Origin of the sequence: Hungatella effluvii, from assembly GCF_003201875.1 — a bacterium.
GTDB classification, from domain to species: domain Bacteria; phylum Bacillota; class Clostridia; order Lachnospirales; family Lachnospiraceae; genus Hungatella; species Hungatella effluvii.
Genome location: NZ_QJKD01000016.1, coordinates 46,586 through 70,822, shown reverse-complemented (window position 1 = coordinate 70,822; position 24,237 = coordinate 46,586). Strand labels below are relative to the sequence as shown.

Genomic DNA, 24,237 nt, shown 5'->3' with positions numbered 1-24,237 from the left:
TGAGTGCTCCTTCTAACTTCTGCCAGATCTGGGAGCGTTTCTACGCATCCGCCTGAATCTTCACAAAGAATTCCCGGTTTCTCGGTCCGTCAAATTCCAGGAAATAGATGCCCTGGGACCCGCCGACCAACAGCTTTCCCTCATGCACGATAAAATTCCCGGAAATGCCGAGAAGCGCCGATTTTACATGGCCTGCCGCATCCTGCGGGGTGTCGTGCTGGTGTTTGAAATCGATCCGGGTGGGCACCAGCCTGCGGATTTCCTCGTCCAGATCCAGAAATCCGTCCGGATCCCATGGAGAAAATACCGCCAGACCCGCTGTGGAATGGGGATTGTAAACGAGGCAGGTGCCCTCTCTTACTCCGCTTTCCTCCACCGCCTTCTTGACGTGTTCCGTGATATCGTAAACCTCATTGTATTTCGTCTTTATTTTAAAGTTTTTCAGCATTTTTCCATCCTCCGCTATTTCAAAACGATCTCATTATTCTGGACACAGAAGCCATTTTCGCAGAAGCTCCATGGCCCTTCACATCCGCGCCCATACTGCTCTCCCAACATGGCGGAGAGGTAACCGGCGAGAAGAGACATCGGGACGAACTGGGTCACCGGCATATTAATCGGATACTTGGGAGTCGGCACGGTTACACAGGATACGCCTTCCGCTCCGTCTCCATCGGTTATGACTAACATCGGCCGCCCCAGCTTCTTTCCGTAACGAATTACGTCCTTTGTCCTGCTGAGTCCCGGATTCGTGGTATTGGACACCACCACGGTGCCGATGTGTTCCGGGTCCTTAGCGAAACAGTTCAGATGGAACCATTCCTCCGAGTTGATATGCATGGAATATATTCCTGTGGCCTCCAGCATCTTCGCCTGGCCAAACCACGCTGACGCGTAGTCGAAACCCGCTCCCACGAAGTCAAAGCAGGGGAAATCCTTCCATTCTTCCGCCGTCTTCGCACACGTTTCCGCCATCTGCGGCAGAAGCGCTTCCAGCAAATCCCCCTGATTTTTCATATCATAGCGGTAGTCCATGGCCTGATCCATGGTGTACATGCCCCGCACCTCACCGATACGGACAGCCAGCAGAAGGAGCGCCATCACGCTGACCATATAGCTTCTCGTTCCCGGCGCGCTTTCAAAGGGCGGAATATCCAGCTTCAGCACCTTATCCGAATTCTGGGCCAGTGGGGAAGTCAAATTTCCTGTGATCCCAAGGACGAAACAGTCATGGAATTTCGCCCGCTGCACCGCCTCTGAAATCCTGGCCACACGGCCTGAGTTACTGACTGAAATTACCAGTGGATTCTGACAATCCACACCCATGTGGCGTTCACTGTAATACCGTCCGAAATCGATGGCTGTCACCACCTCAGCCTGAATGCCAGTCAGCATCTCAAACACATGCTTTGTCGCCATACAGGCCGCATAGGAATCACCGCATCCCGTCAGCACCACACGCTGAATATTAAATATTTCCTGAAAAGAAAGGACTTTCCTGGTCTTTACTTCCAGGTCCTCATACTGGCTCCGGATCAGCTCCGGGAGGCTCATCGCCTGTCTGCACATGGGGTTGTCATACTCTTTCGTCAACATTTCACTCATATCACTGCTTCTCCTCTGCCTTTTTCTCGTTCTTTTCCTGATCTAACCGGTTTAAGACCGCACAGCCCTCCAGTGCGATATCAATCGCAAACTCATGGCCGCCGCCCGCTTCAAACTTCTCTCCGGTGCAAAGATTATCCGCAACGGAACAGATGGAACCGCCTCTGCGTCCAAACAGTGCGGACAGAGTCACGATCGCCGCAGATTCCCGGTCACCGTTCAGCACGCCGGCCCGGTTGTAGATTCCGGCTATTTCAATATTCCACGGCTGTAAGTATCCGCCGACCCCCGGTCTGCCGCCGCCCACAAAATCGCTGTCCACGGACAGGGTCACTCCCACATGGTATGGTGCTCCCAGCGTTTTGGCGGCTTCCACCATGGCGCCTACCACCTCATAGTGGCTGACCGCCGGATATCCTGCCGGTATGTACGCTTTCGTCATGGCCTCTTCCCTGACCACACCGCTGGCGATCACCACGTCTCCCGGCTTCACCTCATCACCGATTCCGCCGGAACCGCCGACCCGCAGAAACGTTCCCGCGTCCGTATATTCCATAAAATCATATAAAATCAGTTCCATTTCCGGCGATCCGCTGCCGCCGCTGACCACGGTGATCTTCGCCCCTTTATACGTTCCGGTATAAGAGGTAAACATCCCTGAATTGCCGATCAGCTCTGCATGCTCCAGTCTGTCCGCGATCTTCTTCGCCGGATCCACATCATAGGCGCAGAGAGGATCCCTCACCGTAATCAGGACAAAATCCCCCACCTTTTCGTGGTCAATCTGGGTAAGCGCCGGGCGTCCTTTGATCATGAGCCCGCGCTCCGGTACATTTTTATAGTATTCATACTGCTCATGAATCCGTCTGATGGACGGTTTCTTTCTGATTTCCTCACTCTTCATTCGGGTTATTTCCTTTCATTGCTGCTAAAAGTCTCTGTGCGGCCTCCCGCTTCTCCATTCCAATCTCGTCTGGAACGCCGTACTGTTCCAGGCACATGGCGGCCGATATACTTCCCATCAGGCCGCACTCCTCCGGGGTATGGCCGCTGCACCACCCGTAAAGCACCGCGCCTGATGAACTGTTGCCGCCGCCTGTAGGATCCACCACATTTGCGTGATCCACCGTGGGCACGTATACCGCCTCTTCCGGCGTAATCATCACCGCCCCCTTAGAACCTCTGCGCAGAAAAATCAGCTTCAAATGATTCTGTCCGGCAAAAGGAGTGGGACTGTCCATCCAGCCCCTGAATTTCCCGATTATCTCGTCCAAAGACTCTGTACCGAATAAATTCCGGGCCTCCGTTAAATTGATAGAAAAGATATCTACATTTCCGGCGATCCATCTCACCTCTTCCAGGCATTCCGGACAGGTGGAATCGCTGGCAATCTCCCACATGACGGCGGCCGCCCGGGAGCGTGTCTGAAAACTGCTTTCCATCATGGGAAGAATCCCGTTCCAGAACTCCGGGGAGGTATTCTTGAAAATGTAGATCCCCTTTGCAGTCTGAAAATACGGCTCCAGCTCTTTTGGCGTCACCTCGATCTTCCGGTAATGATCCGCCCCGTACAGGGCCGTCTCACTCCGCTCTCCGTCCTCAAAATACTGGATTACATTGTAAGGCGTCTTCTCGTCCTTTTGGATCAGGCCATCCATGGAAATATGATTCTTCTTATACCATTCTCCAAACATTTCCGCATAGTCTTTTCCAACACCCGTCACAGGCATGACGCTGTCGCACCAGAGCCGGATCCCGCACAGCGCATAGATCCCTGCTCCGCCCGCCTTCTTTTCCACTGTCTTTTTATCAGCAAACCTTATCTCATCCGTAACAACCGTCGATGCTATAATATAATCCATGTTCTGTCTCCTATTTGTAATGCAGCCGATTTCCTATGAAACAATAAAGCTGTCACACGTCATAGTTCCTTTCGAAATTGTAAATCCGGCTCCGCCGCCCGAGTAAGTGGCATCCGCCACCTCGATCAGCTTCTCCCCGTTCACCGAGAATTCCAGCTTCTCCTGATGAGCCGCAAAGGTAAGCGTATATCCCACATCCTCCTGATAGGAGTATGGCACCTCCGCCAAAACCACCCGTTCCCGGTCCTTCTGCACGTATACCACGGCGCGGCTGTAATCCATGAGCGCGGCTCCATAGTACCGCTTATGGCCCCTGCTCCTCACCACCAGGCCTCCGGCCTCATGAAGGCTGTAGAAGACTGTCGAGGACACGGTATAATCTTCCCATTCCCTGCTGCCGATCGTCACCAGACCATCCGCTTCCACATTGGATACACAGTAGGTATGTTTGAAATCTGCCGCAAACTGAACCGCGGAGCTGGCAAAGCCGGCCAGCCAAAGCGGATTCGTATTCCAGATGGAGGTCATCAGCATGCCTCTCTGTGCGAAGTCCGTGGGCGCTCCCTTCCAGTCGATACTGTAGATGACCACATCCCCGTCGAAACGTTTCCTGCCCGCAACCTCATATCCCAGTTTAAAGATGGACATGCCCTTCGTATCCGGTACGGTCCACTCAAATGTCTTTTTCGTTTCATCCAGCAGAACCGCATCTCCGTACATGGCTCTGACCTGATTTTCAATATCGTAATAGAGAATATACGGACGCAGAGTCACTGCCTCCTGTGAACCGGTGCGGGTAGAACCAGCCAAGCCCGCCTCCGTCACCACCTTCTGAGAGGAGTAAAGCGTCGGAGACGCTACGGTAGAGAAGTTCTGCGCCAGCTTTGAGAAATCGATAAATGTCTGGGTGGAAACGTCCGCGGTCACTCCGTCCGCCACGTGGCGGCAGCGGATCAGCAGACCGTTCTCCTCCGATATTTCATTATAATTGGAAAGCTCGATGCACGCCTGATTGCCGTGGCCGTAGTCACATACTGCAAAGCCCTGAAGAGAACCGGGGTATTCGAAGGTGTACCGTTTGTCCGATACGGAAACTGATTCCCCGTGCAGTGCGGCCGCAGCCTGAAGAACCTTTTTGCTCTCTATCACCGCGTCGGAGACAACAGACCCGCCATCCGAGGTAACGACATACATCAAATCAGCCACCGGCGTACGGAAGTCCGCTCCCGCATTGATTCCATCAAGCCCCAACCGGATGCCGTTGAATGCGCCTACATTGCCCGCGTTGCAGTCTGTATCCCAGGCAGCCGAGGAGGCGATGGAAATGGATTTCTGGAAATCGTCTCCGCCCAGCAGAATGGCCGCGATCACCATAGCGTGGTTGGGAATCATGTGGCAGCAGCCCGGAAATACTTCATAGCCGTATTTCGGATCCAGATATTCACGGACCTTTCTCCAGTCAGATTCTCTTCCGCAGATATCCCGGACATCACCGATCATATCCTTTAAAACCTGGTTCTGCACATAGGCCCCCGCCCGGTCCAGAAGCACGTTCACGTCTTTTTCCGTAAACGCCATCGCTTCCAGCGCTGCTAAATGGCAGGCCGCTTCGACTGCAATGCCGTCATGGCTGACGCTGGCCGCTTTTCTCACCAGACTTACCGCCAGATCCGGATCATCGGGGCAGGCCATGGCGATCGCGTCGATGAAAATCTGTGCTCCGATCTGCTCCGCCAGCGTGGTTCCATTGGTCCCGATCGCTCCGCTCTCCGGCGCCTCCATGCCGTTCTTCAGATTCAAATAAGCCGTATGCTCGGTTGACCGCCCCAGGCCGCCCCACCATAGAATCGTCCGATTCTCAATGATATAGTTCAGCCATGTGTCCCCAAACGCCTTCGCAGGCAGTTCCCTGTCATATCCATTGTCCTCCAAAGCCCTGAAAAATGCGAACGTTCCGGATATATCGTCATCCGCCACAATTAACGGAACTCCCACCTTCTCATGAACATAGTATTTCACCTCATCAAAGGTTTCCCTGATCTTATCGTAACTCCAGCCTTCCACAGGGCGGCCTAAGTAGACACCGATAATCTTCCCCAGCACGCCCGCATAAATCTGTTCTCTATATTTTAATACACTCACGCTTTTTTCCTCTCAATCCTTCTTATTCCTGCGGGAGCAGATGCGTTTGACCTCAAAGCCATCCGCCAGGATCGCTCCGGAATCCACTACAAAGCCCGCTCCGCCGCACAGGTAACTCTCATCCTGTCCGCTCACCGCTGTTTTCCCATCCACCGCCAGAGACAGTCGCGGGCCATCCAGAGTAAAGGTAAGCTCCCGGGTATCGTCAATTTCAAAATCAAAGGCAGCTTCCTCCACTACGGTGCGTTTTGCATCACACTGCTTGTAGATCACAGCCTTTTTGTCCTTCAGCACTGCCCCGTAATACCTTCTGTGTCCCTTTGCCCGGGCCACAAGCCCTGCCGCATCCTGCTGAGAAAATGTAATCACCGATTTCACAGAATAGTTATCCCAGTCCATGGTCCCTGTCGTCACAACACCGTTAGGCGCCGCATGGGAGATGGAAAATGTCGTTGTATAATCCGGGCAGAAATGATCCGCAGATGAGACAAATGTCTTCAGCCATGATGTGGTCGTCGTCCACGGCGTCAGGGTCGGCGTCATTTCCATGGATCTTCCCATGCGGTAGCACTCCGGCGCCCCCGACCAGTCGAGAGATTTGATAATCACGGAACCATCCAGACGGGAACCGCCTGCCGCGCCGCTCATCCCTTCCATCGGACTTCCCGGCCGTTCTCCGCGTGCACCGCTTCTTAAGGACATACCCAGCCGATAGATGGCGTGGCCGCCCACATCGGGAATCCGCCATTTTATCTGATTATCTCCGTCGTTAAGCTGGAAGGCGCTGCTGGATAAGGTCTCCAGCTCATCTTTCTCATTAAAGTACTCGATGAAAAAGGTAAAGGCCGGGCTTACCGCTCCCGCTGCTATAACGGCCTTCACTTCCTGGCCGCTGTACAGGGAAGGGGAACAGAGTACATCAAAGTAGCTGGTTCCTTCCTTTCCCTTCGGCTGAAGGTCAATAAAGGTATCGATACAGGCTGTCGCATGCACCCCAGGCCCTAAGCCGCGGTAAGAAAGGCGGCATCCATACTCTTTTGTCTCCTCATTACCATTCTGCGGATCGCAGTGCCTGGGACTTTCCACCAGATTATCAATTCCGCACAGTACCTGTTCTTCCGTATTCTTATCGTAAGGAACAATCCCCTGAACGGCGCCCGGATATTCGAAGGCCAGACGCTCCTCCGGGAAATCAACCGGCTCATATTCCAGACGGCAGGCCGCCTTTAAGATTTTCCTGGTCTCCTGCACCGCATCTGAAATGCAGGAACCTCCGTCGCTGGTGACCACATATAACCGGTCCGCTACGGCCTTCCTCAAATCCGTGCTCGTGCCAAAACCGTCCAACCCCAGCCGTATTCCATTCAGACAGCCGACATTGCCGGAATTGCAGTCCGTATCCCAGCCGGAACTGCAGGCGATCATACACGCTTTGTTAAAATCATCGCCTCCCATGATAAATGCCATCAAAAGAGTCAAATGGTTTGTCACCATCGGACAGTTACCGGGATACTTCTCATATCCATGATGATCTGCGATCCACTGTCTCACTTCCCTCCAGTCAGACGCCTTTGCACACTGTTCCCTGACCGCTCCGACCAGCCGGATAAATTCCGGATTTTCTATGTAGGCAAGGCCCGCATCCAGCAGCTTGTCAATATCCTTCTCCACAAAGGCCAGCGACTCCATAACAGCCAGATAAACCGCTGCGTCGATGGCGATTCCGTCGTGGCTGACGCCAGCCGCTTCCCTGGCCATCTTAGCCGCCCGCTCCGGATTGCCCGGATTTGCCATGGCCCATGTGTCGATAAAAATCTCCGAACCGATCTGTTCCGCCATGCTCCGCCCGTTTAACTCGATGGAACCGCTCTTCGGAGCCCTGATTCCATTTTTAAGGCGCAGATACGCGGTGTGCTCCGTGCTTCTTGAGAGGCCTCCCCACCAGAGGATGGTCTCATTCTCAATAATATAATTTAACCAGCTGTCCCCGATCTGCTCCGCCCGGATGTCCGGATCGAACTTGTTGTCCTCCAGACTCCTAAAGAACGCAAAGGTTCCCGAGATATCGTCGTCCGGAACGATTAAAGGGGCTCCGGTCCTGTGATTCTTATAGTAGTTGATCTCACCAAAGGTGTCCCGGATGGCCTCGTAAGTCCACCCCTCTACCGGACGTCCCAGGTAAACACCGATAATCTTTCCCAGTACGCCGGCGTAGATGTCATTTTTGAAACGAGCTATGTTTTTCACGTTGAGTTCCTCCATTTATATCAATTTAATGTAACAGTTCATCTCTGTCTTCTGTCCGCATGGCAGTCCTAGCCTTTCACCGCTCCGCTTACCATGCCGTCTACAAAGTATCTCTGAGCGCAAAGGAAGAAGACGACGATCGGCGCGATCAGGATTACCGAGGATGCCATCAGAATCGACATGTTGGATCCGTAGCTTCCGTTCATAGACAGAAATCCTAAAGTAGCGGTAAAGTTCTTTTCCCCCTGTAAGAAGGTACTGGATACAAGATATTCATTCCAGGACTGAAGGCCGATCAGAATTCCAACTGTGATTAACCCCGGCGAAACCACCGGACGCATCACATGCCAGATCACCTGTCCTGTGTTGGCCCCGTCAATTCTGGCCGCGTCCTCCAGTTCCTTCGGCACATTTAAGAAAAATGTTCTCATCAGAAATACCGACAGCGGCATAAACATAGCCGACAGAATCAGACTGGTTGCCGGAATATTTCCGATCAGGTTAAGCTTTGCAAATGCATAATACAGCGGGAATAAGAACAACTGAATCGGAACAGTCATCGCCATCATAAAATAGGTGAGTATGATGCCGCTCCCCTTGATCCGGTAACCCGACAGCACATAGCCCGCCAGAGTGGAGCAGACCAAAATGATGAGAATCGTACAGCCGCTCAGCTTGATACTGTTGATAAACCCATGGGCAAATTTACCTGTCGTCCACGCCTGGATAAAATTCTCCAGATGAAGCACTTTGGGAATCGACAATGGATTCCTTACGATTTCAGCATTTGTCTTAAATGCGTTGATGACCACCAGCGCAATCGGAAGCAGGCAGATAAGCAAAAGCAGAATCAATACAAAATGAATCAGCACATTGATCCATATTCTTTTCTTTTTCGAAGAAACTCCCATATTCTCCTCCTAATCCATGTTTTCTTTGCGGCTCATTCGCGTATAAATCAGAGAAGCAATCAACCCAAAGAAACTCATAAAGAGACCAACCGCGGCCGCCTTGCCTACCTTCATCTCACTGAATGCAAAGGAGTAGGCGTATGTACCAAGTACCTCTGTCGAATGTGCCGGACCTCCGCCGGTCAGCAGCTTGACGTAATCAAATGCAAGGAAGGAACCAATGACTATCATGACAAACATCAGATTTACCGTGGACTTAATATTCGGCAGATAAATGTAGCGGAATAACTGCCAGCCATTACAGCCGTCGATCCTGGCAGCCTCCACCTGATCGGTCGGCGTCTGTCGTAATGCCGCCAGATAAATAACGGTTAAATAGCTCCAGTAATGCCAGATATCGACGCCAGCACAGGCAAATATCGCGCTTTTCATACTGGCAAGAGGCGATCCCAAGTCGATTCCAAAATTCTTTAAAAATGAAACAACACCAACAACCGGGCTGAAAATCACATTCAGCCACAGCATGGCATTTACCGCCGGAGCCAGAACGTAAGGAATTAAAAAGGCCACCTGATAGATACTTCTCGTCTTCGATCTCGATAAGAGAAGCATCGCGGCCAGCATACCGATACACACCGGAATTGTGATGAACATAATGGTCCAGATTAAGTTGTTGCGGATTGCCAAAAAGAAAATCCTGTCGTGAAACAATTCTTTAAAATTCTGCAGCCCTATAAAATTAAAATTCTGCGAAATACCGTTATAATCCGTAAAGGAATAGACGATGGTCATGATTCCCGGGAGCAGGATAACGGACACGCTGATGAGCAGCGCCGGAGCAATCAAAAGATAATTCCAGTTTATCTTTTTACTCTTCATTGGAAACCTCCTCTTCATTGGAGAAAAATGACCGGTATGCTGTTTCCTTCCTGCATACCGGCCATCTCCCTTCTTCCCTTTTTAAGTTGCCTGTGCTGTGCTGATATCAGTTCATTGCCGGTTCCGGAATCGGAGGTACAAGGCCCTTTGCAAGTGCTTCCGCAAAATCCTTGTCTATCTTATCCAGATATTCGGATACCGGTACCGTATCGTACCAGACATCCTCAATGTTCACCATACTCTGCTGTGTGGAAGCCGGGAAAAATACATTGTCATAATAACCGAAGTTTCCTTTATCCACAGCAGCTGAAATATTTTTTACAACATCAACAAAGGACTGTGATAAATATCCCATCTTGCTGGTGTCAATGGTGTTTAAATCTTTCAGAGGAGTTCCCCAGTATCCCGGCCATGCGGTTGTCATCTCCTGCATGAATTCCGGCTGGAACATCATATCAATAATCTTAGCTGCTTCATCCTTATGTTCCTGGCTCACATTGGCATTAATGGACAGGGTACAGGAAGCGCCCAGGGTATACGTTTCATTGGGAACCGTCTCTGTGGAAGGGAATGGGATAAACGCAATATTTTCTGTCTTATCTCCGGTAAAGAAGGATGCTGCCCACTGGAATGCGATTGACGGCCCAATAAAGAACGGAGCTTTTTCATCAGATAAAAGCTGCAGCGATTCACTGAAATTTAAGTTTACATAATCATCACCTGCAAGATATCCTTTATCCCACCATTCCTTTGACTTCTCGATTGCTGCGGTGACATTCGGATTGTTCCATTTTTCTTCTCCGGTCAGACATTTGTACATGGTCTCCGGTCCTGCTACATGAGTTAAAAATACGGAAGCATAGTTTTCATTCACTGGTTTCCAGCCCTTGTTTCCCGTAACAGATGCATACAATCCCTTTGCGAGGGCGTCATCCATGATCTTCTCCATGTCTTCGATCGTCTTCGGAACTTCCCAGCCGTTATCAGCCAGTACCTTCTTATTATAAAAGACTCCCATCGTGCTGACACCGCTGATTAAACTGTACAGTTTTCCGTTCACGGTTCCAGATTCATAGAACGGCTTCAGGATCCGCTCACTCCACCCGTACTGTTCGGAATAGGTATCCAGCGGCTCCAGTTTTCCTGCCTCTACAAGCGGCATAACGAAAGATGGACCGGAACCATATACGATATCGGGTCCCTGATTTGCTGCCAGTGCAGTTGACATATCCGTATCAACCGATGGTCTGAATTCGATAGCCAGCTTATACTTATCCTGAGAGCTGTTATACTTATCTGCCAGGATTCGCTGCATCGCTTCCTGTGCGTATGGCTCTGCGCCCCAGAACCACAAAGTGATCTCTTCACGCCCCTTTAAATCCTGGCTTGCTGTTGTCGTCTCAGCCGCCGCCGTCTCACCCGCTGCTGCCGTAGTTCCTGCCGCATCGTTCTCCGGCGTGCTGGTTGTGGATATGCTGCACCCTGACAAAAGAGTTCCAACCATGGCAACTGATAAAGCTGCTGCAAAAAATCTTTTTTTCATTTACTTTTCTCTCCTTTTTCACTGAAATTTTCACGGTACCTTTAAGCACTTGATAAATTTGTGATAAATGTTTCTGTAATTTCATTATATCATTTTATCTACTTTTGTCAATACGAAAAATGAATTCAGAATTTTCATTTTCTCCCTGTATTTTAATGGTGATTTATTCTTATTTGTCAGTTATTTTAATATATTTTTTGTACATATAATCCAAATTTGTGCAGATAAACAGGAGTTAAACTGATTCTTTTATTTTTTCCTGTTTTATTTATTCAAATTCGCCGTTGACAAAACGCAAAAAAATAAAGGCAGGAAACGAATCAATACTCTTCGTTTCCTGCCTTTGCAATATGTGGTATTTAACTTTTATTTAGCTTTTATTTATCCGTTATTTATCTATCAATCGACTTTTCCTTGCTGCTTATTGCGAATTACGGCGTTTCATCTTTTTTCACTGTGTCTTACCGCATTTCACTGCGCTTTGCTGAGCTCTGATTCATCACTCCCACCGAATCACGCTCCACCACATACGGCGTGAAATAATAGTTTCTGGCCGGTTCCGGTTCATCCGCGGCCGGCTCCTCGATTCTTCGCAGCAATACTTCAACTGCCTTGGAGGCCATCGTATCGGTATTCTGGTCCACACTCGTCAGCGGCACGTCCATAAGGCCGCACAGCTCCGTATTGTCATAGCCGATCACCGATAAATCACCGGGTATGGAAAGGTGATGCTCCTTTGCAAAGAGATACACGCCATAGGCCATCAGATCATTGCCTGCAACCACCGCGGTAACGCCTTTTTCCCACAAGATCTCCATTCCGGCCCGTCCTGACTCTATATCGTAATTCCCGTAATAAACAAGATCTTTATCAAATGGAATCTTCGCCGCTGCCAGTGCTTCGCGGTATCCCTCCACACGCTTTCTGGAGGTGTAGACATTTGCCTCGCCTACGAGGCAGCCGATTCCGTTATGGCCGTGCTTAATCAAATATTCCGTGGCAATCCGCCCGCCGTGTTTGTTGTCCGCCGTCACAAAATCACAGAACACCGCATACGCCGCCCGATCCAGCAGCACCATGGGAACTCCGCTCTTCTGCAGCGATTTTAGCAGCTTCACATTTTCTTTATCCATCGTTCTGGGCGGTATGATGATGATCCCATCCACGTTCTTGGCCATCAGCCCTTCCACCGCCATATAGAAGCACTGGATATCGTCATTGGTGTAACACTGAAAGACTGTGTATTCCTGGTAAAACGCATGTCTGGACGTTTCCTCCGCCAGCCTGTGATAAAAAGAACTCATCACGTCCGGCACCACCATGCCGAGCGTCTTCACCTTCTTAAACTCTGAAAAATCTATTTCCGATTCCTTCTGAAACTGCATTTCTCTGGCGACCCGGAGAATATGCTCCTTCGTGTCCTCCGCAATTCTGGAAGGGCGGTTATTTAAAACCAGTGACACCGTGGTGGGCGATACCCCTGCCGCTTTTGCAATGTCTTTTACTTTTACTTTCAATGTTATCCCTCCCAATGGTTAGTTGATAAATATATTTACCGATAATATATAATATTTATCAGGTGGCGTCAACTGTTTTCTTCTTTTCTCATGATTCTTTACATGCAAAATGAAAATATCCGGTAAATCCCTGCAACAGGAGATTTACCGGATACCAAAACAGCATGTCGCCTTACTTGCAGGCCGCCCCGGAGCGCACCAGCAAATCAATAAATCCCGGAGTATTCATGTTGAATATTACTCTTACATTTTTCTCTCCGCCCAGTATATCCTCGTAGTCACAAACCGTCGCCCCGTCAAACAGTTTTCCATCTGTCTGAATATCCACGTGCATATAAGCAGCTTCTGTCACGAGATCAGGGGCAATAACGCCGGCAACCGCACAGGCATCGTGAATCGGGCAGACATCCGTGAGTCCCAGCCATCGGAAAGCGTGGTTATGGCGGTACATGAACGTATCCAGTAAGTCCGCGACCATCAAAGAACTTTGATTGCCATTACGGCGCATCCGTTCGATGGCTTCTTTGTCATAAAGTACAGAGTACGTCACATCATAACCGTACATATCAATAGGCAGTCCGCTTTCAAAAACAATCTTGGTCGCTTCCGGGTCAACAAAGGTATTAAATTCCATATATTTTCTTGTAAAAACAAATTTACAGGTACCGCCCATCATAGAGATCTTTTTAATCTTCGGTTTCAAATCAGGATAACATTTCAGTAAAAGCGCCACATTCGTGAGCGGTCCCGTTGGAATTAATGTTACTGGTTCTTCTGATTCCTTAAGGATCTTCGCCATATACTCAACAGCCCTGATTTCTTCTGGTTTTTTCGGGTTGTCTTCCGGGAATGTAAATCCATCAAGTCCTGATTTACCATGCGCACCTTCTGAAATAGCGCCGGTATTGCGGCGCATCTCCGCAAGCAGGGGATCCACATGATTTTGTGGCCGCACAAGAGGGCTGTCACATCCAACCGCTATCGGGATATCATCCGCTCCAATATAGTGCATTACATTCAGACAGTTCCTGGTCACCATTTCAAGAGGCTTGTTCCCAGCCACCGTAGTAACAAGTTTTACATCCAGCGCAGGACTTCCTATCGCCAGCACCAGAGCCATCATATCATCATGTCCGGGATCACAGTCAATAATCACAGGAATTTTCTTCATACTATCTGGCCTTGCCCTTTCTTTAAATACTTATTATGTTTTGGCAGGATTCCTATTCATGCCTTTTATTTACAGTTACGCACAGCTTCCACCAGCATGGAAAGAAACTTCTCATTATCCATACGGTATACCACCTCCACATTCGGCTCCAGGCCCAGTGCGCTGACATAATCGCATACTGTAGCGCCATCAAAATATGTACCGGATGTTTCTATATCTACATGGATCATTTTTGACTCAGTAATCAACTCTGGATCAATGACCCCCGCTACAGCACAGGCATCATGCACTGGACAGGAATCTTTCAGTTTCAAATGATTAAGAGAACTGTTGTGACGGACCATAAAGGTATCCAGCAGACTTTTCACCATACCGCTGCTTTGATTACCAACCGCTTCAATTTGATCTATTGTACGCCTGTCATAAAGAACAGAGTAAGTCACATCATAACCGAACATAGTAATTGGAATACCGCTTTCAAATACAATCTTAGTTGCTTCCGGATCAACAAAGGTATTAAACTCCATAAAGGGACGACTTAATATAAACTCACAGGTTCCTCCCATCAGGGATATTCGTTTGATTTTATGGGTAAGGTCCGGAAACGCTTTGATAAATAGCCCTATATTTGTAAGCGGCCCTGTAGGAATCAGAGTTATGGGGGCCTCGCTTTCTCTCACCACTCTGGCAATCATCTCAACTGCCCTAATTGATTCGGGCTTTTTCGGATTGTCAGGAGGAAATGTAAATCCATCAAGGCCGGTAATACCATGAACCGATGCTCCGGTAATATTTTCCGTATTTTCTCGGCTCTTCTCCGAGTTATTGGTTGGTTTTGGCCTTCTGGCTTTCAGCCGATCCATAGACTCTTTATGACTTCGAACAATAGGATCCTGATAGCCCATTGCTACCGGAATCTCGTCTGCACCAATATAATGAAGTACGTTCAGCGCATTATTAGTAGTATTGCTGATCGTGTTATTACCCGCGACAGTAGTAACTGCCCGGATATCCAATTTTCCGGAACCATAGGCCAGAACCAGTGCCATCATATCATCATGGCCCGGATCACAGTCAATGACAACCGGTATTTTTTTCTCTTCACTCATAGTTCTGTTTTCCTCCATTTGCGGCCCTTAAGACCGGTAAATAAGCAATAGTTCCAAGAATCGCCAGAACCGTACAAATGCCGAACATCGGTTTCATCCCCACATGTTCAATCAGAACACCAGCCAGATAATCCCCCGTAACGCTGGCTATTGCCAGATAGACTCCCGTAACCAGCGTAATCGCCGTAGATCTTAAATACAGAGGTGTGGTCTGACGTATAGATTCTATCATTGCAGGCTGTAAAAATCCGTATGACAAGGAATTAATAATTTGTACGAAGATAAGCGGCCACAATGAATTCACCATAGCCAAGCTGGCAATTCTAATCACAGTAAACAGACAGGCCCACAGATAAATTACTGCATTACTGATTTTCTTTTTCCGGTACAGCCAGCTGTACAGCACCATCATCGGCAGCATTCCAATGGTATTGACCGCCATGGAATACCCGTTATGGCTGCTGTTTCCTCCGAAATTATTAATCATCACCGGTGTAAAAGTAAGGCCGGCCTTCAATCCTATATTTAGCAGGACCGTACTAACAAATACTGCCAGGAACAGCCGGTTCTCCGATAATTCCTTCACGGCCCGTTTCAGTGTCATATCTTTTTTTCTGGTCACATTTCGCCGGATATCTTTGTTCTCCGGATATCCTTTACCTGAAAAAATAATTAGGCAGATAAGCGAAAATCCAACAAGCGCACCGTGAATTACAAAAGCCCAGTTTATGCCGTATTTGTACAGAAAATTTCCGGCCAGAAGACTGGCAATTGCACTGAAAAATGAGCCGCAGCCCCTGGCAATGCCATAGACGATGTAACGGTTTTTCTCTTCGCTTATATTTGTGATAGAATCCAGAAGTCCCTTAACCGGATTTTCAAAACAGGAGGCAACAATACAGCCAATCGTTAAAAGCAGTGTTGACCGCAGCAGCAAAGGAAGCACCAGGACCACCGGAATCGATATCCCCAAACAGATAAGAGTCACTGCCTTGATATTCCACTTCGCATCTGCCAAATATCCCCAAAACGGCTGTGAGATCAGGTTAAACAGGGACATAAAAGTTACAATTAATCCAATTTGAGACTCCGTATAACCATTTTCAATCAAAAAGGTAACCAGAAAAGAGGAAAATACCGTAGCCCCTGCCCAATATCCGGCATGAGCGCCCGAGATCAGTACGCTGTCCAGTTTTGCTCTGAATTTTGTCATCATTCATCCCTTCCTAGTCCAGGCCTGCAACGATTTTTTTCTTCTTATTAGAAGCCGAAACCGACTCGCGTGCACTGTTGACTACCATAACGACCAGCGTAATAACGTAAGGCATCATAGCAATAATTTCCGCAGGAAGCTGTAATATCTGAATGGTATTGGCAAACGCCTGCGCCAGTCCGAACAGCATAGCTGCCAGTAATACGTAAAGCGGGTTGTCTCTGCCGATTGCATTGGCTGCAACCCCGATAAAGCCTCTGGCTCCTGTCATACTTCTTGTAAACCAGGAGACATATCCCATAGATAAAAACATACCGCCCATAGCCGAAACTGCTCCGGCAATTATAAGGGCTATGATCTTAATCCTGTCCGGATTCTCTCCTACCGATTTTGCTGCGGTGTCGTATTCACCTACTGCCCGAATCCGAAGCCCCAAAGGTGTTTTGTAAATCAGCACATATACACCAATTACAGTTAAAAAAGCCAGATACGTAAATAAGTTATGACCCGAGACAATCGTTCCCAAAATCGGAATATCCTTAATAAATGGTATATGAATTGTAGGGAAGCTCAGACTCTGCAGTTTGGAGGTAGATCCTTTGTCTCCCGCAAAAATAACACATAAGAATACGCTGAAACCATTGGCAAATAGGTTCATTGCAACACCGGTTGTATTGGACGGAGCATGCATCTTCACATGGAAAAATGCCAAAAACCCTCCCATCACCATGCCTGTCAGAAGACCACCCAGGCATCCTAACAACAGGCTTTGTGTATACGCGCTGACAAGAACGCCTATAAGCGCGGCCATAAGCATTGTACCATCAATTGTAATATTCACTACACCGGCTTTAGTAGAGATTAAAGCCGCCATACTGGCAAATATAATGGGAGTAGCCACACGGATTATAATAAAAACAAAGCCTGCAGATAAAATATTACTTAAAAATAGCTCCATTATGCTCCCTCCCCGCTCTTTTCTTCCTGCTGTGCACGCAGCCTCGTCTGTTTTTCAATCATCCTCTGCTGCGATTTATTCAGCATGGCTTTAGACGCGATCAACAGAATCATAACAGCCTGTATTGCCGAAATCAGTTCAAGAGGTATGTTACTGTATAAATTCATAATATTGGCTCCGGTTCGAAGATACCCTAAAAACAGTGCCGCAAATGGCACAAGTATCGGATTATAGTAAGCCAGGGTAGCTACCATAAATCCATCCCAGCCATATCCAGGCAGAGCCGTCCAGGAAAAACGCGGTGCTTTTCCGAGAATCTCTACTCCACCACCCAGGGCCGCTACAAATCCCCCAAGAGCCGCCGCAATCAGACTGATTTTAACGACGTTTACGCCTACATACTTGGCAAAATGCGGATTGGACCGCAAAAGTTTTGCCTCATACCCCCACTTCGTTTTATTGCTGAAGACCCATGCCCCCACAGCCAGCAGAAGGCCAATAAAAAAGCCGACATTAACACTTGTTTTCGGGATCAGTGAATGCAATACGGCAAATTCAGGAAAAGGTGCCGTAGCTGTACCACTTTTATAACTATAATCGTGCAGTTTATAATTCAGGAAATAGCTCCCTATGTAAAGCAAAACATAATTAAATAATAATGAAAAAACGAAAGAATCTACTTTAAATTTATTTTGCACAAAAGCAGGGAGTACTGCAATTAAAATACCAACTAATGCCCCTATCAGCAGCGCAATAATTTTTAAAGCATCATTTTGTATAGGCAGCGAAACAGCAACTGCCGAAGCAACAAAACCGCCAAAATATACGGCGCCTTCGCCTGCCAGTGTGACATCACCCGCCGAGAATAACAGACAGGTAGCTACTCCGGTAAACAGTACAGGTGTTGCATTTTCTATAATATTCCCCATATGTCTGACCGAATCAAAAGGAGAAAGAAAGAAGTAATGCATTGTGGAGAATGGTTCATCCGCACACAGAAAGATTACAACAACCACAATTAAAATCGCAACAAGAAAGGCCAGAGACAGTTTTAAAAAATTAAATATTGTCTGAACATTTTTCGCAGAAATGCTATTTTTATTAAATCGCCCCATGGCACACCCCTCCTACCTCTTCTTCTGTCTGCCTTTTTACTCCCAGCATATACTGCCCCAATTCCCGTTCCGTCAGTTTTCTTGTATCAGGGAAGTATCCTGAGATTTCTCCGTCGTATAAGACAATTACCGAATCGGACAGTTCGAGAATTTCATTTAAATCTGCCGAAATCAGCAGCACTCCACAACCCGCATCACGCAATTCCAGAAGTTTCCTGTGAATAAATGTGGTAGCACCAATGTCAATTCCTCTGGAAGGCTGATCTGCCACAATAAGTGGAGGTATCTTGCGCGTTCTGTCCGAAAGTTCTCGCGCTGCGACCACCTTCTGCATATTGCCTCCAGATAGCATTCCTACATACTGTTCACTGGAATCACACTTGACAGAGTAATCCTTCGCCACCTCGTCTGCTAGCTTTTTAAGTGCCTTTGTCTTCAATAATATACCTTTTCTATACTCTTTCCGTTCAGTCAGAAAAGGAATCAGATTGTTTCTGATATCCGTACCGGAAACCACGCCGTAGGTAAGCCGGTCCTGTGGTATATAGGATAACAATTCCGTTCTGATCTGACGAATAGTCTTTTCTTTAATGGAGATCTCTTCAATCGTTACATCTCCCTGATCAAGCGGCATCATACCGGTAATCATAGATACCAGTTCTGCTTGTCCATTTCCTTCTACCCCCGCTACTCCAAGGATCTCGCCTTTTCGAACGGCGAAATTAACATGGTTGACCCGCACTTTGCGTTCCAGATCTACACTGAGAGCCCCCTTCACTTTGAGCACAATATCCTTTGGCTCTGCCGGAGTCTTATTCAGCTCCAGGATAGCGGACCGCCCTACCATCAGCCTTGAAATTTCTTCCTCCGTGATATCCTTCGTGCCTTTCAAAGTATCTCCATGTATATTGTATACCCCCATACTTTTACCCGACCGCATAATGGTCACACGATCACAGATTTCGATTACTTCCCGAATTTTATGAGAAATAAAGATTAATACATGTCCATTATCCCGCAGATTTTTCAATTGTTTAAACAAGACTTCTGTTTCCTGCGGCGTAAGCACAGCCGTGGGTTCATCCAGTATCAGTATTTTTGCTCCCCGGTACAAAGCCTTTAGAATCTCAATCTGCTGCTTCATGCCCACCGACAAATCTTTCACTCTTGCGTCAGGATCCAAAGCGAAATGGTATGTCTCTGAAAGCTCTCTTACCTTCTCTCTGGCCTGTCTTAAATCAATCAAAGCACCCTTATGAGGCTCATTTCCAAGGATTAAATTTTCCGTCACCGTCAGGGAGGGCACCAGCATAAAATGCTGGTGCACCATACCGATTCCCATAGACAGTGCAGATGCGGAATTTGGTATCGATACCTCTGTGCCATTCAAAATAATTTTACCTGACGTGGGTTTTTCCATGCCGAAAAGAATTTTCATCAAAGTCGATTTACCCGCGCCGTTTTCTCCCATCAGCGCATGAATTTCCCCCTGTCTTAAATAAAAATCGACATTGTCATTAGCAAGGATTCCATTTCCGTATATTTTCGTAATGCCTTCCATGCGCAGTACGTCCTGCTCCAAAATTTCACCTGCTTTCCATTTCATAACCGTTTCTGTCAGCTTGTCCCGCCTCCATTATTTTTTGGTTCTTTTGACACAGCCCATGTCTTCATCTCTGCAATCTCATCCTGGGTAGCCGTTAATGCTGTCCCTACAACGATTTCACCAGATGCAATCTTCGATTCAATATCTTCGATGGTTTTGCGAACCTCTTCCGGTACCAAAGTCTGGTAATTTCCTGTTTTCACGATCCCAACTCCACCCGCTGCGATTCCCAGCGCCTCTTGTCCGGTCTTTAACGTTCCATCAGCATACATGGTTATTGCACGGTATACTGCGTTATCCACACATTTCAGCTGTGACGAAAGAATTACTGCTGCCCATTCCGGGTTATTATCTTTATACTGGGCCTCCCTGTCGATATCAACACCTATGGAATAAGCATGTCCTTGAGGAGCCGCTTCCATAACACCTTCGGAAGACGGTCCAGCCGCCGGGAATACCACATCTGCTCCCATATTAATCTCTGACAGAGCAAGCTCCTTTGCTTTTGCAGAATCATACCAGTCATTTGTAAACGAAATAGCTATAGTACCTGTTGGATTCACGTATTTTGCGCCTTCTATGTATCCCCACATAAAATCAGAGATATTAGCTGCTTCCATACCTCCAACAAAACCTACGGTTCCTGTCTTACTCATGCTCATAGCCAGGGCACCCACAAGATAGGAAGCCTCGTTCTGCAAAAAGTTGGCGCAGTATAGATTGTCACCCTTATAAGTAGAAAAATCCAATACTGTGTCAAACAGCATGTATATGGTATCCGGATAGTCCGGGGCAGTACTTACGAAATAGTCGGAGTACATACCTGTCGATAAAATGAAATCATAGTCCTGCTCCGAAACTTCGATCAGACTCGCCTGCAGTTTAGAAGCATCTCCGCTTCCGTCACCTTCCACGATGTCATAAGACAGCCCGTATTCTTCTGCCAGTTTTTCCACGGCTGCGCAAGCCATATCCACTGTACCGCTGTCTCCTCTCGGGCCTGGGAATATTGCACAGACTCTCATATCTGCAAGATTCTTCTTTCCTGTGTTACTTTCCCCCTTCTGTTTGCCGGAATCTTCAGACTTTGTTTCAGACTTTGTCTCAGCCTTCGCCTCAGTCTGTACTGTCTTTTCTCCACTGTCCCCTGTTGGTGCCTTACCGGAATTACCGCAGCCTGTCAATCCCCCGATCATTGTAATTGCCATTACCATTGCTAACAACTTACTGTTCTTCATCATAAATACCCTCCTTTTTTAAACTGCCAGCCCTTTCTTTATGCAGCTGTCCAACTCTTCTCTTGTAGGCAGCGAATCCTGCGCCCCTTTTCTGGTTACCGCAATAGATGATGCCGTATTGGCAAACTCCAATGCTTCGCCTTCTGTTTTTCCTTCTGCCAGCGCTACTGCAAATGCCCCATTAAAGCAGTCACCTGCAGCTGTTGTATCAACTGGTTTCACTTTCCGTGCCGGATATAAATACTCTTCTCCTTTCTTTACCAGCAATGCTCCCTTATCCCCCAGTGTTACAATTACGCAGCCCACTCCTTTATCCAGAAGCAGCTCCGCCCCCCTTTTCATACTACTCATATCACAATCGGTTATCCCGCTTAGCTTCATAAGCTCCGTCTCATTCGGTGTCAGATAATCAACAAGACGATATAATTCATCCGGCAGTTCATTAGGCGCCGGCGCAGGGTTTAATATTACTGTCTTTTTCTCCTCTTTGGCTCTTTGAGCCGCATAAAGCACAGATTCATACGGTATTTCCATCTGCAAAACGACCAGACCACACCACCCGAACAATTTATCCTGTGCTTTTAAATATTCCAGATCACAGTCTTTATTGGCGCCTGGCACAACGGCGATATTATTATCGCCATTGGAATCCACATAAATGACCGCGGTTCCTGTTGGCTGATTTTCACTTTTCTTTAAACAGGATGTATCTACGCCAGCCCATTTTAAGCTTTCAATCTGTTTATCACCGAATTCATCCCAGCCAAGGCAGCCAAGCATACGCACATCTCCCCCCAGTCTTCCGGCCGCACATGCCTGGTTTGCTCCTTTTCCTCCGGTTCTGTAAAACAAATCATTTCCAAGTACCGTCTCACCGACAGCCGGTATGGAATTAAGGCTTATAGACATATCCATGTTCAGGCTTCCTACAACCAATATGCCTTTACTCATCTTTTCCTCCTAAAATGTTATTTTTGTCAAAGAAAATGTTTTCCTAAATCTTTTTCCTAACTTAATATTAGCATGTTTTTCATTCTTGTCAATAGTTTTTATGCAATTTATTTGTAATAATATTTTCTTAAAATGTTTTTTTATGCATATTTTATCTTGCTATATTTTTGGGCGTTGACAAAGTATACTATCTATTACATAATAGAAGCAAGTAATTACCAGATAGTGGCAAAAATATTAAAGAGCGAGGACACTTCATGACTATTAAAGAAATCGCCAGATTAGCCGGTGTATCCATATCAACTGTATCAAAGATTGTAAACAACAAAGATGAGAACATTAATGTGGAGACAAGGAACCGGGTATTAAAAATTGTAAAGGATTATAACTACACTCCATATGGAACTGTTAAAACTACTTCCGAAGCTAAAACATTCATTCTGGGAGTACTTTTAAGATCTATCCCAAAGACAAATCAGTTCCTGAACGGAGCTCTTTTTGCCGCGCAGAAAAATGGATACAGCCTTCTTCTATATGACAGCGTCGGCAGTATTTCATCTGAATTAAAAAATATCACTTCACTGTGTAAAAATAATATTGACGGCGTGATCTGGGAACCAGTCAACGAACAGAGTCTGGAATACCGCCGCTATTTTGATGAACAGGGAATTGAAGTATGCAGCATCAATACAGGATTTGACACAGCCGCCTACTTCATCGATTTTAACCAGATGGGATATGAAGCCACTCAAAGTCTGATCCAATACGGACATACAAAACTTGGTTGTCTCACCAAGGAAAACAGCGTCCGTTCCGACATGGTATTTGAAGGTTTTAAAAAATGCCTGTTTGACAACAGTCTCCCTTATCATGACACAATGAAGCTTTCCGCAGAAAATCAAGATTGGTACAATGGAATCCTTTCCCATACGCCAACAGGAATTGTCAGTTCTCATTATGCATCATCTCTGGTTTTATTGGAACAACTGGCGAAAATCCAGTATCGTATTCCGTATGATCTGTCCTTAGTCAGTCTGCGGGATGATGTAAGGGAAAACCTGCGTTTTCCCGGGATCTCTAGCATCAAAATTCCCTATTACGAGTTTGGGGCTTTTGTCTGTGAACGGCTAATAGAAAAATGTGAAAAAAAAGAACTGACTGCCAATATCTTTCAGACAGAATATCCCTTAGAAAACACATTTAGTCTCGATGTCCCCTTCTCATCTCATGCAAAAAAAATTGTCGTTGTCGGAAGTATCAATATTGATGTGACATTGAACGTGGACGAATTGCCACAGCCTGGCCGAACGGTCAGTACAGGCAAACATTCTGTCATACTTGGAGGAAAGGGAGCCAATCAGGCTGTAGGAGCATCGAAGCTGGGCAGTGAAGTCTCTCTCATCGGAAAAGTAGGCAATGACTACGATTCCACGATTGTATACACCTGTATGGAAGAAAATCATGTAGATGTGCAGGCTGTCAGAAGAGATCCTCACTCTGAAACAGGCAAAGCATATATCTACGTTCAAAATGACGGAGAAAGTATGATCACGATTCTGACCGGAGCCAATCAGAACCTGACTGCCGGGGATGTTCTGCCTTATCATAAGCTCTTTGAAAACGCAGGCTACTGCCTTCTCCAGACTGAAGTACCGGAAGATGCCGTCGAGGCCGCCGCCAGACTGGCGCACAGCTACGGTGTATGTAATATCTTAAAGCCGGCCGCCATGAACCACATCAGTGATACACTCATGGAACTCATTGACATCTTTGTCCCAAACAGAAAAGAAGCCGAGCTTTTGTGCCCGGAAGTTCCGGATATCGAAGGAAAAGCCGATACGTTTTTAAAGAAGGGCGCAAAGATTGTCATTATCACGCTCGGTCATTCCGGCTGTTACATTAAATCACCTGAATTTACAGGATATCTGCCGGCCGCGGACTTTACGCCGGTCGACACCACAGGAGCGGCGGATGCCTTTATCGCAGCACTGGCTGTCTATCTCTCCTCCGGCTTCCCGATTGCGAAGGCTGCCAAGATCGCCACCTATGCGGCAGGCTTCTGCGTTTCGAGGCAGGGCGTTATCCCGGCGCTTATTGACCGCAATTCGCTGGAGACCTATATTAAGAGGATTGAACCGGATATACTGTAGAGAAACTTATACGCTGCAAA

At 47.4% G+C, this 24,237-nt stretch carries 19 protein-coding genes; 1 reads left to right on the top strand and 18 read right to left on the bottom strand.

The window, feature by feature from the left end; all coding sequences use genetic code 11:
- Positions 1–40 precede the first annotated feature (40 nt).
- From DFR60_RS24025 to rbsK, 18 genes are all read right to left on the bottom strand, one after another.
- Positions 41–448, bottom strand: a complete 408-nt coding sequence (locus DFR60_RS24025) for a secondary thiamine-phosphate synthase enzyme YjbQ (protein ID WP_110325156.1) — start codon at positions 446–448, stop codon at positions 41–43.
- A 14-nt stretch (positions 449–462) separates the two neighbouring features.
- Positions 463–1,605, bottom strand: a complete 1,143-nt coding sequence (locus DFR60_RS24020; RefSeq protein ID WP_110325155.1) for an SIS domain-containing protein — start codon at positions 1,603–1,605, stop codon at positions 463–465.
- Position 1,606: 1 nt separating this feature from the next.
- Positions 1,607–2,509, bottom strand: coding sequence for a nucleoside phosphorylase (locus DFR60_RS24015; RefSeq protein ID WP_002601209.1), 903 nt, complete (start codon positions 2,507–2,509; stop codon positions 1,607–1,609).
- On the bottom strand, positions 2,499–3,467 hold the full coding sequence (locus DFR60_RS24010) for a carbohydrate kinase family protein (protein ID WP_110325154.1): 969 nt from the start codon (positions 3,465–3,467) through the stop codon (positions 2,499–2,501). The genes DFR60_RS24015 and DFR60_RS24010 overlap by 11 nt, the downstream gene beginning before the upstream one ends.
- 33 nt (positions 3,468–3,500) lie before the next feature.
- A complete protein-coding gene (locus tag DFR60_RS24005) occupies positions 3,501–5,609 on the bottom strand; it encodes an ADP-ribosylglycohydrolase family protein (protein WP_110325153.1) in 2,109 nt (702 codons plus the stop codon).
- Positions 5,610–5,621: 12 nt separating this feature from the next.
- On the bottom strand, positions 5,622–7,856 hold the full coding sequence (locus DFR60_RS24000) for an ADP-ribosylglycohydrolase family protein (RefSeq protein WP_243005169.1): 2,235 nt from the start codon (positions 7,854–7,856) through the stop codon (positions 5,622–5,624).
- Positions 7,857–7,924: 68 nt separating this feature from the next.
- Positions 7,925–8,767: a carbohydrate ABC transporter permease gene (locus tag DFR60_RS23995; RefSeq protein WP_002601213.1), complete on the bottom strand. Its 843-nt coding sequence runs from the start codon at positions 8,765–8,767 to the stop codon at positions 7,925–7,927.
- Between the two features lie 9 nt (positions 8,768–8,776).
- The gene (locus DFR60_RS23990; RefSeq protein ID WP_002601214.1) at positions 8,777–9,646 is read right to left on the bottom strand and encodes a carbohydrate ABC transporter permease; all 870 of its coding nucleotides are present in this window, start codon (positions 9,644–9,646) and stop codon (positions 8,777–8,779) included.
- 106 nt (positions 9,647–9,752) lie between these two features.
- Positions 9,753–11,189 (bottom strand): ABC transporter substrate-binding protein, encoded by a 1,437-nt coding sequence (locus DFR60_RS23985; protein ID WP_110325150.1) that lies wholly within the window; start codon positions 11,187–11,189, stop codon positions 9,753–9,755.
- A gap of 461 nt (positions 11,190–11,650) precedes the next feature.
- Complete coding sequence (locus tag DFR60_RS23980) at positions 11,651–12,706, bottom strand: LacI family DNA-binding transcriptional regulator (RefSeq protein WP_243005168.1); 1,056 nt, start codon at positions 12,704–12,706, stop codon at positions 11,651–11,653.
- Positions 12,707–12,878: 172 nt separating this feature from the next.
- A complete protein-coding gene (locus DFR60_RS23975) occupies positions 12,879–13,877 on the bottom strand; it encodes a nucleoside hydrolase (protein ID WP_110325148.1) in 999 nt (332 codons plus the stop codon).
- A 65-nt stretch (positions 13,878–13,942) separates the two neighbouring features.
- Positions 13,943–14,986, bottom strand: coding sequence for a nucleoside hydrolase (locus tag DFR60_RS23970; RefSeq protein ID WP_110325147.1), 1,044 nt, complete (start codon positions 14,984–14,986; stop codon positions 13,943–13,945).
- Positions 14,979–16,202: an MFS transporter gene (locus DFR60_RS23965; protein WP_110325146.1), complete on the bottom strand. Its 1,224-nt coding sequence runs from the start codon at positions 16,200–16,202 to the stop codon at positions 14,979–14,981. The genes DFR60_RS23970 and DFR60_RS23965 overlap by 8 nt, the downstream gene beginning before the upstream one ends.
- Positions 16,203–16,212: 10 nt before the next feature.
- Complete coding sequence (locus DFR60_RS23960) at positions 16,213–17,157, bottom strand: ABC transporter permease (RefSeq protein ID WP_002601220.1); 945 nt, start codon at positions 17,155–17,157, stop codon at positions 16,213–16,215.
- Positions 17,157–18,272 carry an ABC transporter permease gene (locus tag DFR60_RS23955; protein WP_110325145.1) on the bottom strand — a complete coding sequence of 372 codons (1,116 nt, stop codon included), beginning with the start codon at positions 18,270–18,272 and terminating at the stop codon, positions 17,157–17,159. Before DFR60_RS23955 ends, DFR60_RS23960 begins: the two co-directional genes overlap by 1 nt.
- Positions 18,259–19,854 carry an ABC transporter ATP-binding protein gene (locus DFR60_RS23950; RefSeq protein WP_110325199.1) on the bottom strand — a complete coding sequence of 532 codons (1,596 nt, stop codon included), beginning with the start codon at positions 19,852–19,854 and terminating at the stop codon, positions 18,259–18,261. The genes DFR60_RS23955 and DFR60_RS23950 overlap by 14 nt, the downstream gene beginning before the upstream one ends.
- A 35-nt stretch (positions 19,855–19,889) precedes the next feature.
- Positions 19,890–21,119: a BMP family ABC transporter substrate-binding protein gene (locus DFR60_RS23945; protein WP_110325144.1), complete on the bottom strand. Its 1,230-nt coding sequence runs from the start codon at positions 21,117–21,119 to the stop codon at positions 19,890–19,892.
- 15 nt (positions 21,120–21,134) lie between these two features.
- Positions 21,135–22,067: a ribokinase gene (gene rbsK, locus DFR60_RS23940; RefSeq protein ID WP_110325143.1), complete on the bottom strand. Its 933-nt coding sequence runs from the start codon at positions 22,065–22,067 to the stop codon at positions 21,135–21,137.
- Between the two features lie 257 nt (positions 22,068–22,324).
- Between rbsK and DFR60_RS23935 the strand changes: the two genes are divergently transcribed.
- Positions 22,325–24,217, top strand: a complete 1,893-nt coding sequence (locus tag DFR60_RS23935; RefSeq protein WP_110325142.1) for a PfkB family carbohydrate kinase — start codon at positions 22,325–22,327, stop codon at positions 24,215–24,217.
- Positions 24,218–24,237 lie beyond the last annotated feature (20 nt).